At 62.9% G+C, this 9,655-nt stretch carries 10 protein-coding genes (1 of these 10 only partly in view); 3 read left to right on the top strand and 7 right to left on the bottom strand.

Features of this window, described 5'->3' with window-relative positions; genetic code table 11:
* The 5 genes in view from ACPDZI_RS22035 to ACPDZI_RS22015 are tightly spaced (each overlapping or abutting the next) and all read right to left on the bottom strand, a layout consistent with a single transcriptional unit that may run on beyond the window.
* On the bottom strand, nt 1–637 hold the 5' portion of the coding sequence (locus tag ACPDZI_RS22035) for an energy transducer TonB (protein ID WP_101150412.1). The gene continues 26 nt to the left of window position 1, outside the view; 637 of the gene's 663 nt are visible here — the first part of the coding sequence; the start codon lies at nt 635–637; its stop codon lies beyond the left edge, outside the window.
* On the bottom strand, nt 634–1,035 hold the full coding sequence (locus ACPDZI_RS22030; protein ID WP_010635580.1) for an ExbD/TolR family protein: 402 nt from the start codon (nt 1,033–1,035) through the stop codon (nt 634–636). Before ACPDZI_RS22030 ends, ACPDZI_RS22035 begins: the two co-directional genes overlap by 4 nt.
* Nucleotides 1,032–1,562, bottom strand: a complete 531-nt coding sequence (locus ACPDZI_RS22025) for a MotA/TolQ/ExbB proton channel family protein (RefSeq protein ID WP_168968358.1) — start codon at nt 1,560–1,562, stop codon at nt 1,032–1,034. Before ACPDZI_RS22025 ends, ACPDZI_RS22030 begins: the two co-directional genes overlap by 4 nt.
* The gene (locus tag ACPDZI_RS22020) at nt 1,559–2,866 is read right to left on the bottom strand and encodes a MotA/TolQ/ExbB proton channel family protein (protein WP_168968360.1); all 1,308 of its coding nucleotides are present in this window, start codon (nt 2,864–2,866) and stop codon (nt 1,559–1,561) included. The genes ACPDZI_RS22025 and ACPDZI_RS22020 overlap by 4 nt, the downstream gene beginning before the upstream one ends.
* The gene (locus ACPDZI_RS22015) at nt 2,863–3,624 is read right to left on the bottom strand and encodes a DUF3450 domain-containing protein (protein ID WP_045788707.1); all 762 of its coding nucleotides are present in this window, start codon (nt 3,622–3,624) and stop codon (nt 2,863–2,865) included. The genes ACPDZI_RS22020 and ACPDZI_RS22015 overlap by 4 nt, the downstream gene beginning before the upstream one ends.
* A 209-nt stretch (nt 3,625–3,833) precedes the next feature.
* On the opposite strand from ACPDZI_RS22015, the gene ACPDZI_RS22010 reads away from it, so the two are divergent.
* Nucleotides 3,834–4,610, top strand: coding sequence for a helix-turn-helix transcriptional regulator (locus tag ACPDZI_RS22010; protein ID WP_016352388.1), 777 nt, complete (start codon nt 3,834–3,836; stop codon nt 4,608–4,610).
* 64 nt (nt 4,611–4,674) lie between these two features.
* On the opposite strand, the gene glmS is transcribed toward ACPDZI_RS22010, so the two are convergent.
* Together glmS and ACPDZI_RS22000 are read right to left on the bottom strand one after the other, a co-directional pair.
* Entirely contained in the window at nt 4,675–6,507 is a 1,833-nt protein-coding gene (gene glmS / locus ACPDZI_RS22005; protein WP_438833795.1) for a glutamine--fructose-6-phosphate transaminase (isomerizing), read from the bottom strand.
* Between the two features lie 55 nt (nt 6,508–6,562).
* Nucleotides 6,563–7,336, bottom strand: a complete 774-nt coding sequence (locus ACPDZI_RS22000) for a DeoR/GlpR family DNA-binding transcription regulator (protein WP_017410463.1) — start codon at nt 7,334–7,336, stop codon at nt 6,563–6,565.
* A gap of 123 nt (nt 7,337–7,459) precedes the next feature.
* Between ACPDZI_RS22000 and blrA the strand changes: the two genes are divergently transcribed.
* Together blrA and blrB are read left to right on the top strand one after the other, a co-directional pair.
* Complete coding sequence (gene blrA, locus ACPDZI_RS21995) at nt 7,460–8,134, top strand: beta-lactam response regulator transcription factor BlrA (protein ID WP_438833794.1); 675 nt, start codon at nt 7,460–7,462, stop codon at nt 8,132–8,134.
* Nucleotides 8,135–8,168: 34 nt separating this feature from the next.
* Nucleotides 8,169–9,590, top strand: coding sequence for a beta-lactam sensor histidine kinase BlrB (gene blrB / locus ACPDZI_RS21990; protein ID WP_076362558.1), 1,422 nt, complete (start codon nt 8,169–8,171; stop codon nt 9,588–9,590).
* Nucleotides 9,591–9,655 lie beyond the last annotated feature (65 nt).

Genomic DNA, 9,655 nt, shown 5'->3' with positions numbered 1-9,655 from the left:
TGATGACTTGCACCAGCTTGTCGGTGGCGCCCGGTCTCGGCTGATAGCGCCACTTGTTGATCGCCTGAATGGCCGCCCGCTCGAACTGACGCTTCGGCTTGGCCTCTACCACTTCCACATCCTGCACCCGGCCGTCGGCATCGACGCTGAAACGCAAGGTCACCGACCCTTCAATACCAGCCTGCTGGGCCCGATAGGGATAGACTGGCTCGATCCGCTGTAATGGCATCAGCATGTCACCGGCGCCGATCCCGGCACCTTGCTGCTGGCCATGGAAGTTGCCGCTCGCGACCGGGCTAGGGCTGGTCGCAACGCCAGGGGCATATACCTGCACCGCACTGAGGCTGGAGACCAGATCCAGGCTCGGCTGCACCGAGGGCAGTGGGGCCGCCGCCGGCATAGGCAGCGGCGTCGAGGCCAGCGCGGCAGGCGGCTCCGGCAGGGGTTCCGGCTCCTGGGGTACCGGGCGCTCGCGCACCTGCACCTCGGTCACCTCGTTCTGCATGTTGATGACGATGGATTTCTGCTCGGCGCTCGCCTTCTCCCCTCTGGGCGGCTCCACCAGGGTGGCCATGAACAACAGGATCCCCAGACTGAGGGCAATCCCCAGTCCCAGGCTCATCAGCTTGTATTTCATTTCGGTGCCACCGCCACGGCGATGTTGGCGATGCCTGCCGCCTTGGCCTCATCCATCACCCGCACCACCTTGCCGTGGGGTACCCGCTCGTCGGCCTGGATCACCAGGCTGGCATCAGGCTGTTCCGCCAACAGCCGGGCGACGCTGGCCTGCACCCGCTCCACGTCGATCTGCTTGCGGTCGAGGAAGATCTGACCCTGAGGGCCGATCGCCAGCATGATGCTGGAAGATTTCTGCGCTTTGGCCTGACTGGCCTGGGGCCTGTGCACCTCGAGCCCGGCTTCGCGCACGAAGGAAGTGGTGACAATAAAGAAGATCAGCATGATGAACACGATATCCAGCATGGGGGTCATGTCGATCTGCACTTCGTCACGCTGGCGTTTGGATTGCCGTCTCATTGCATTACCTTCTCTTCTCGCAGGCCGTCCCGGGTCTTGGCCAGCGCACGCTTGGCCTGGCTCTCGAGCCGGCTGAGTAACAACACGCCGGAAAGCGCGACCACCATGCCAGCCATGGTGGGGATGGTGGCGCGGGAGATCCCGCCCGCCATGCTCTCCGGGTTAAAGCGGTTGGCCGCGGCCAACGCATCGAATACGCCTATCATGCCGGTCACGGTACCCAGCAGCCCCAGCATGGGGCAGAGCACCACCAGGGTACGGATGAAGATCAGATGACGGTTGAGCTCAAGCTCGGCCTCGGCCAGCCAGCGCCCGCGGATCGCCCGAGCGTGCCAGCTGTGGCGCTCGTTGCGAGCCTGCCAGCGACCAAGCAGCTGGCGCTGCAGCGGAGCAAACCCCAGGTTGAGGTAGAGCAGCCGCTCGATCATCAGAATCCACATCAGCACCAGCAGGGCCAGAATGACCCAGAGCACCGGGCCGCCACGGCCCATGAAACTCTGCAGCTGTTGCCAGATGTCGAGCATCATGCCGCCCGCTCCATCCCGTCACGGTTGCTCTCCGCCCGCTCGGCCAGAATGCCGGCCACCTGCTGCTCCAGTACGTTGGAGAGTTCGGTGAATCGAGATTGCAGCAGGCTGTGAGCCAGGATCAGCGGAATGGCCGCCACCAGACCCTGTACCGTGGTGACCAGCGCCATGGAGATGCCGCCGGCCATGATCTTGGGATCGCCAGTGCCGAACTGGGTGATGGCCTGGAAGGTGCCGATCATCCCGGTCACGGTGCCGAGCAGGCCCAGCATGGGGGCGATGGCCGCGATCACCTTGACCATGCCGATGCCGCGCTCCATGCGAGGGGTCTCCTGCAGGATCGCCTCATCGAGACGCAGTTCGAGGGTCTCCATGCTCAGCTCTGGATGCTTGTCCGCCACCGTCAACACCCGGCCGAGGGCATTGTCGGCATGATATTCACCGCTCTTGAGCTGGCGACGAACCCGACCCAGTTCACGGGAGAGGCTCCACAGCCTTACCCCGGCGATCCCCAGGCCGATGGCGGCCAACAGCACGATAATGGCGCCAACCTGGCCACCCTGCTGGACTTGCTGCCAGAAGGTGGGGGCCTGCGCCAGCATCTCCAGCAGGGTGCCGTGGGAGGGATCCAGCGGCAGCGCTTCCCCCTCCTGACCCTGATAGGCGGCCGCGGCGGAGAGCACGCTGCCGGGCAGACCCAGCACCGGGCTCAGGCCTTCGGCAGTGGGTTGCAAGAACCCTTCACTACCCAGCAGGGCGAAGCTGCCGACCCGGGTCAGCGACTGCTCGCTGGCAGCCCCCTGGGCATCGAGCACCTTGCCGGTGAACTGGGCAACCCGGCCCGATTCGCGGATCTCTTGCAGCAGGGTGGCGGGCAGCAGGGCGAGGGCGGCGCGATCCGGCACCTGCTTCTCCTGCGCCATGGCCTTGAGCGGGGCGAGGCGCTCGGGGTACTGGCCCTCGACGGCGGATTCACTCAGCAGCTTGACCGCATCGCTGGCCCCCTGACGGGTCACCGCGAAGATCTCGTTCATGTCGCCGGAGGCCTGCTCCCACTGAGCGTTGAGCTCCACCAGCTGTTTTTCATTGGCCGCGAACTGACTTGCCAGCTGCTTGCTCAGGCTCTGGGCCGCAGCCAGCCTGGCACGGGCACTGTTCAGCTCCTTGGAGACAGACGCCAGATCCTGCTGGGCCTGCTGTTCACGGGCTTGCTCCTGCTGCTGCCAGGCTTCATCGGCAACGGCAGTGGTGGTGCCCAGAGAGAGGGCAATGGCGAGGGGGAACCACTTCAGGGTGATGCTCATGACTGGGCCTCCTGACCACGGCTGACGGAAAGGGGGACATTCAACAACTGGGGAACCTTCTTGTCGGCAGCCATCTCCAGCGCCTCGGCGATGGGAGAGAGCCACTGGCTGTCGAGGGCTTGCCATTGCTTGCTCTGCGCAGACCAGCGCCACGCCTGGGAACGATCGGCGGTCATCGCCAGCAGGGAGACCCGGCCCACCGCCAGCACGTCGACTCGGCGTGGTGTGCCGTCCAGCGCCAGCTCGGTAGAGTAGCTATCCAACCGGCTGCCGTATTCGGCTTCAATCTGGTAGGCCTGCAGCAGCTGGCGGAACTTCTCCGCCTCGCTCACGTCGGCTCGGGCCAGGGTCGCTTTGAGCTGTTCGACCCGCGCCAGGCGATCTTCCTTGCGCAGCGGCATGTCATTTTGTACCAGCTGCTCCAGATCGGCCTGCATCTGCAGCATCAGTGGGATCAGGCCCTGCCGGGTCTCCTGTACCGCCTCCAGCTGCTGGCTCAGCTTGCCAAGCTCATTTTGCTGATCGGCCACCAGAGACTGCATGTAGCGGTTGTAGGCTTCCAGATCGCGCAGTTGCAGCTGGGCATTTTGCAGCTCCAGCCGGGCAGCAACGGCCGCATCGGCGGCTTTTTCGACACGCTGCTGGGAGGCTTTCCCGGCGGCGATGCTGTTTTTCAGTGCCGGTGCGACCAGCTCGTCGGCGCCAGCAGCAAAGTGGACTGACAGTGGCAACAAGGCCAAACCCCAAAACTTGTTCATGATATAAATCTTAACAATGATAACTATTCTCATTGTCTCAAAGAGTGGGGGCAGTGGCAATCAGATGATTTTGTTGGCCTTCGGCCAAAAAAACAGGATAATTTTTAAGCAAGCACGGGAGTCACTGGCGTTGGTTCTCACCACACCAAATTAATAATTAAAAAATATCTTTTCGATCAATGTGATAGAGATCGAAAAAGGAGAAGTTCATGTTCAACGATGCGATCTGGGAACACATCGATCGGTTCACCAAGGCCAAGAAGACCAGCGACATCCAGCAGCAGCTGGAGCGCTTCAGTCATCAGATGGGCTTTGATTACTTCCGTCTGCTGATTATTTTCCCCATCAGCATGCAGAAATCCCATGTGGCGTTGTTCAACAACTGCCCCACCAGCTGGTTCGATGCCTATTCAGAGCGGCACTACCTGACTCAGGACCCGGTCGTCTTCCTGGGACTGAAGCAGACCCAGCCCATCTTCTGGAACAAGCTCGACTGCGACTCTCCCTGGCTGCCCAGCGCCAGCCGTGAGGTGATGAACTTGGCCGCCGACTTCGGGGTGAGAAACGGTGTCTCCTTCCCACTGCACACCCCGCAGGGGGAACACGGCATCCTCTCCTTCATCAGCAAGGAGAAGTCCAATTCCGATCTGATGTTTGAAAACGTTCCCTTGCTGTCGTTTTGCGCCAGCTACATCTTCAACTCGGCGCTGCAGCTGATAAAGAGCAGGCCGGATCTGATGAAGTACCTGACCGAGCTGTCGGATCGGGAGAAGGAGTGCCTGTTCTGGGCCAGCGAGGGCAAGACCTCCTGGGAGATCGCCACCATCCTCGGCATCAGCGAGCGGACCGTGAACTTCCACCTCAATCAGGTCACCAACAAGACCGACTCGAAGAACCGCAACCAGGCGATCGCCAAGAGCATCTCCAGCGGCATCATAGTGCCCTCGCTGGACGACGTGACCATCACCAACCTGCGGCTGTCATAACGGCCACCGAGCCAGACAAACAAAAAGAGCCGCAATGCGGCTCTTTTTCATTTCCAGCGACGACTTATTCCACGGTCACGGATTTCGCCAGGTTGCGCGGCTGATCCACGTCGGTGCCCTTGATGAGGGCAACGTGGTAGGAGAGCAGCTGCAGCGGCACGGTATAGACGATCGGCGCGATCATCTCTTCCACGTGGTTCAGGCTCATCACCCGCATGGTCTCGTCGCTCTTGAAGCCGGCGTCGGCATCGGCGAACACGTAGAGGATACCGCCACGAGCGCGCACCTCTTCCACGTTGGACTTGAGCTTCTCCAGCAGATCGTTGTTCGGCGCCACAACGATGATCGGCATCTCGGCATCGATCAGCGCCAGCGGGCCGTGCTTGAGCTCACCGGCGGCATAGGCCTCGGCGTGGATGTAGGAGATCTCTTTGAGCTTGAGCGCCCCTTCCATGGCGATGGGATACTGGCTGCCACGACCGAGGAACAGGCTGTGGTGCTTGTCGGCAAACTCTTCGGCCAGGGCTTCGATATCCTTGGCCAGCGCCAGGCTCTCTTTAATACGCAGCGGCAGGGCTTGCAGCGCCTTGACCAGTTCGGCCTCGGCGGCGGCACTCAGGTTGCCACGGCAGTGACCGACCGATGCCACCAGCATCAGCAGACCAGCCAGCTGGGTGGTGAACGCCTTGGTGGACGCCACCCCGATCTCGGCACCGGCACGGGTCATAAAGGCCAGATCCGATTCGCGCACCAGGGAGGACCCCGGCACGTTGCAGATGGCCAGCGAGCTCATGTAGCCAGACTCCTTGGCCAGGCGCAGAGCAGCCAGGGTGTCGGCAGTCTCGCCGCTCTGGGACAGGGTCACCAGCAGGCTGTTGGGGCGCACCACCGACTTGCGATAGCGGAACTCGGAGGCGATCTCCACGTCGCAGGAGACACCGGCGATCTCTTCAAACCAGTAGCGCGCCACCATGCCGGAGTTGTAGGAGGTGCCGCAGGCGACGATCTGCACGTGCTCGACCTTGTCGAAGATGGCGCGGGCGCCGTTGCCGAACGACTCGACCACCACGTGATCCGAACCCAGACGACCTTCCAGGGTATTGGTGATGGCCTTGGGCTGCTCGTAGATCTCCTTGAGCATGTAGTGACGGTACTCACCCTTGTCACCGGCATCGTGGGAGAGCTCGGACTCCAGCTCCTCGCGCACCACGGCCTCGCCGTGGGTATTGAAGATGTGTACGTCGCGGCGGGTCACTTCTGCCACGTCACCCTCTTCCAGGAAGATGAAGCGACGGGTCACCGGCAGCAGTGCCATCTGGTCGGAGGCGATGAAGTTCTCGCCGATGCCGCGGCCGATCACCAGCGGGGAGCCGGAGCGGGCCACCACTACGCGGCTGTCGTCACGACTGTCCATCACCACGGTACCGTAGGCGCCGCGCAGCTGCTTCACCGCTACCTGCATGGCCGCCAGCAGGCTGGGAGCGGATTTCAGCTCGTGGTGCACCAGGTGGGCAATCACCTCGGTGTCGGTGTCGGAGCTGAACACATAGCCCAGCGCCTTGAGCTCTTCACGCAGCTCTTCATGGTTCTCGATGATGCCGTTGTGCACCACCACGATATGCTCGGAGACGTGAGGGTGAGCGTTGCGCTCGGACGGCTCGCCATGGGTAGCCCAGCGGGTGTGGGCAATGCCGGTACCACCGTGGACGGACTGCTCTTCCAGCGCCTTGGCCAGCTCGGCCACCTTGCCCAACCGACGCACCCGCTGCAGCGGCTGGTTGGCGCTGAACACGGCGACACCGGCCGAATCGTAGCCACGGTATTCCAGACGGCGCAGGCCCTCTACCAAGATTTCAGCCACATCACGTTGGGCGACGGCCCCGACGATGCCACACATACACTTCTCCTTGAGACGTAAGACGTTAATTCGGTTGGATAATGGTTTGTTCAGGTCAAACGGCCACGGGGGCGCAAATCAGCTGGATCCCCCTGGCCTGGATCTGTTCTCTGGCCGCACTGGCCAGCCCCTCGTCGGTCACCAGGGTATGGATGCCGGACCAGGGCAGTTCGAGATTGGGGATCTTGCGGCCGATCTTCTCCGACTCCACCATGACGATGACCTCCCGCGACACCTCGGCCATGACCCGGGAGAGGCCCACCAGCTCGTTGAAGGTGGTGGTACCGCGCTCCGGATCGATGCCGTCGGCACCGATGAACAGCTGGTCGAAGTCATAGGAGCGCAGCACCTGCTCCGCCACTTGTCCCTGGAAGGATTCGGAGTGGGGATCCCAGGTACCGCCGGTCATCAGCAGGGTGGGTTCGTTCTCCAGCTCGCGCAGGGCGCCGGCCACGTTGAGGGAGTTGGTCATCACGATGAGACCGCGCTTGTTGCCCAGCATGGGGATCATGGCGCTGGTCGTACTGCCGCTGTCGATGATGACGCGATTGTGATCACGGATCCGTTCGGCGGCGGCGCGGGCGATCGCCAGCTTTCGTTTCGAAACTTGCTCGGGATTGCTCTCCACCACCATCTCTGAGGGCAGGGGAACGGCACCGCCGTAACGGCGCAGCAGCAGGCCACCGGTCTCCAGCACCGCCAGATCTTTGCGGATGGTCACTTCGGAGGTGGCGAAGTGTTTGGCCAGGGCATCGACGCTGACTTCACCTTGCTCCTGCACCAAGCTCACTATGGTGTGACGGCGCTGCTGAGTATTACGTTTGGTCATCTTTAAGTTTCGATTCGAAAGAATGGCGAAATATTAATACCTTTTTTGAAAAAATCAAACGGCAAATAGGATCCGATTTGGTTCGATGCCAGAATGGGGCAGCTGATTTGCGACGAGGATGCCATGCAAAAACGAACCATCTGGCTGGTGGAAGATGAAGCCAGCATCGCCGACACCTTGATTTATGCGCTGCAGACCGACGGTTTCGAGGTGGAGTGGTTTTCCCTCGGCCAGCCGCTGCTGGCACGACTGGAACAGACGCGCCCCGACTTTCTGATCCTGGATGTGGGGCTGCCGGACATCAGCGGTTTCGAGTTGTGCAAGCAGGTTCGGGCACGGTGCGATACCCCGCTGATGTTTCTCACCGCCCGCAGCGAGGAGATAGACCGGCTGATCGGACTGGAGATCGGCGCCGACGACTATGTAGCCAAGCCCTTCTCGCCGCGGGAGGTGTGCGCCCGGGTGCGGGTCATCCTGCGCCGCAGCCAGCCGGCCACGCCCCGACCGAGCCAGTTGCTGGCTCTGGACGAGAAGCGGGCCCGCATCAGCTTTCACGGCCAGCCGCTGGCGCTCACCCGTTACGAATACCTGCTGCTCAAGACCCTGATGCAGGCGCCGGGCCGGGTCTACTCCCGCCAGCAGCTGATGGATCTGGTGTGGAGCGGGGCGGAGGAGAGCCTGGATCGTACCGTGGATACCCATATCAAGACCATCCGTGCCAAGCTGCGGGAGCGGGATCCCCACGCCAACCTGATCCTGACCCATCGTGGGCTGGGCTACAGCCTGGAGCTGGCATGAACAGACAGTGGCCTGACACCGGCCGGAGGACGCCATGAGGATTGGGCTGCAACTGCTGTGCGGGCTGGTGCTGATCTTCGCGCTGGCCGCCTGGTTCGTGCTGGAAATCTTCGTCGAGGAGATCAAACCCGGGGTGCGCAGCGCCACCGAAGATACCCTGGTGGACATGGCCCAGATGCTGGCACCGCTGGCGCTGGATGACCTGCAGGAAGGCAAGATGGCGGATGGCCGGCTGGCCAGCGCCTTCGCCCGCCTCAACCAGAGTCCCATCAACGCCCTGATCGACGGCCACCTCAAGCAGCAGGCGGAGTACCGCATCTATGTGGTCGACCGCTGGGGCAAGGTGGTGTACGACTCGGACGGGGTGGATCTGGGCAAGGACTATTCACGCTGGAACGACGTCTATCGCACCCTGCGCGGGGAATATGGCGCCCGCAGCACCCGCAGCGACCCCGACGATCCCGCCAGTTCGGTGATGCACGTGGCCGCGCCGCTGCGGGAGGGGGACGACATCCTCGGCTCCCTCACCGTCGCCAAGCCCAACCGCACTTTGCTGCCCATGATAGAGCGCAGCGAACACCAGCTGTTGCAAGGGGCGGCGCTGCTGCTGTTCATCTCGCTACTGATCGGCGCCCTGCTGGTATGGTGGCTCAACCGCGCCATCGGCAAGCTGGTGCACTACGCCGATGCGGTCAGCCAGGGTCAGCCCGCCAGCCTGCCGCGCCTCTACAGCCCGGAACTGGATCGGCTCGGCCGCTCCCTGGAAACCATGCGTCGCCAGCTGGACGGCAAGGCCTACATCGAAGCCTATGTGCACAGCCTGACCCACGAGCTCAAGAGCCCGCTGGCAGCCATTCGCGGGGCTGGAGAGATCCTGGCCGAGGCACCGCCACCCGAGGTGGCTACCCGTTTTATCGGCAACATCAATCTGGAGACGGCCCGCATGCAGCAGCTGATCGAGCGGATGCTGCAGCTGGCCAAACTGGAGTCGGGGCAGGGGCTGGACAGGCAGGCCGTCGAGCCGGCCAGGCTGGGCAGACGGGTGCTCGATGCCCGCCAGATCCTGGCCCAGCGGCGCCAGGTCACGCTGGTGGCCGAACTCGGCGAGGCCCAGAAGCAGAAGTGGGACTCGCTGCTGGTGGAACAAGCGCTCGGCAACCTGCTGGACAACGCCCTCGATTTCTCCCCCGTCGGCGGCACCCTGGCACTGAGCGGGGCCATGGAGGAGGGAGGCTACTGCTTCCGGGTACGGGATCAGGGGCCCGGCATTCCGGACTACGCCCTGCCGCGCATCTTCGAGCGCTTCTATTCGCTGCCCAGACCCGACAAGGGCAAGAGCAGCGGCCTCGGGCTCAGCTTCGCCACCGAGGTGGCCCGCCAGCACGGTGGCCGGCTGACCCTCGCCAACCAGCCGGACGGCGGGGTACTGGCCGAGCTCTGGTTGCCGGCGGGCTGACACTTCACACTGGCCACATAAAGCGGCGCTATGCTGATGTTTTCCCAGCGAACTCTATGTGCTCA

The organism is Aeromonas oralensis, from assembly GCF_049665575.1.
GTDB lineage: Bacteria > Pseudomonadota > Gammaproteobacteria > Enterobacterales > Aeromonadaceae > Aeromonas > Aeromonas hydrophila.
This window is presented reverse-complemented; position numbering and strand designations above follow the sequence as displayed.

What these genes read in the sequence shown, in the direction of transcription:
- ACPDZI_RS22030 (WP_010635580.1), bottom strand. Translation starts at nt 1,035, where the DNA reads ATGAGACGGCAATCCAAACGCCAGCGTGACGAAGTGCAGATCGACATG.
- ACPDZI_RS22025 (WP_168968358.1), bottom strand. Translation starts at nt 1,562, where the DNA reads ATGATGCTCGACATCTGGCAACAGCTGCAGAGTTTCATGGGCCGTGGC.
- ACPDZI_RS22020 (WP_168968360.1), bottom strand. Translation starts at nt 2,866, where the DNA reads ATGAGCATCACCCTGAAGTGGTTCCCCCTCGCCATTGCCCTCTCTCTG.
- ACPDZI_RS22015 (WP_045788707.1), bottom strand. Translation starts at nt 3,624, where the DNA reads ATGAACAAGTTTTGGGGTTTGGCCTTGTTGCCACTGTCAGTCCACTTT.
- ACPDZI_RS22010 (WP_016352388.1), top strand. Translation starts at nt 3,834, where the DNA reads ATGTTCAACGATGCGATCTGGGAACACATCGATCGGTTCACCAAGGCC.
- glmS (WP_438833795.1), bottom strand. Translation starts at nt 6,507, where the DNA reads ATGTGTGGCATCGTCGGGGCCGTCGCCCAACGTGATGTGGCTGAAATC.
- ACPDZI_RS22000 (WP_017410463.1), bottom strand. Translation starts at nt 7,336, where the DNA reads ATGACCAAACGTAATACTCAGCAGCGCCGTCACACCATAGTGAGCTTG.
- blrA (WP_438833794.1), top strand. Translation starts at nt 7,460, where the DNA reads ATGCAAAAACGAACCATCTGGCTGGTGGAAGATGAAGCCAGCATCGCC.
- blrB (WP_076362558.1), top strand. Translation starts at nt 8,169, where the DNA reads ATGAGGATTGGGCTGCAACTGCTGTGCGGGCTGGTGCTGATCTTCGCG.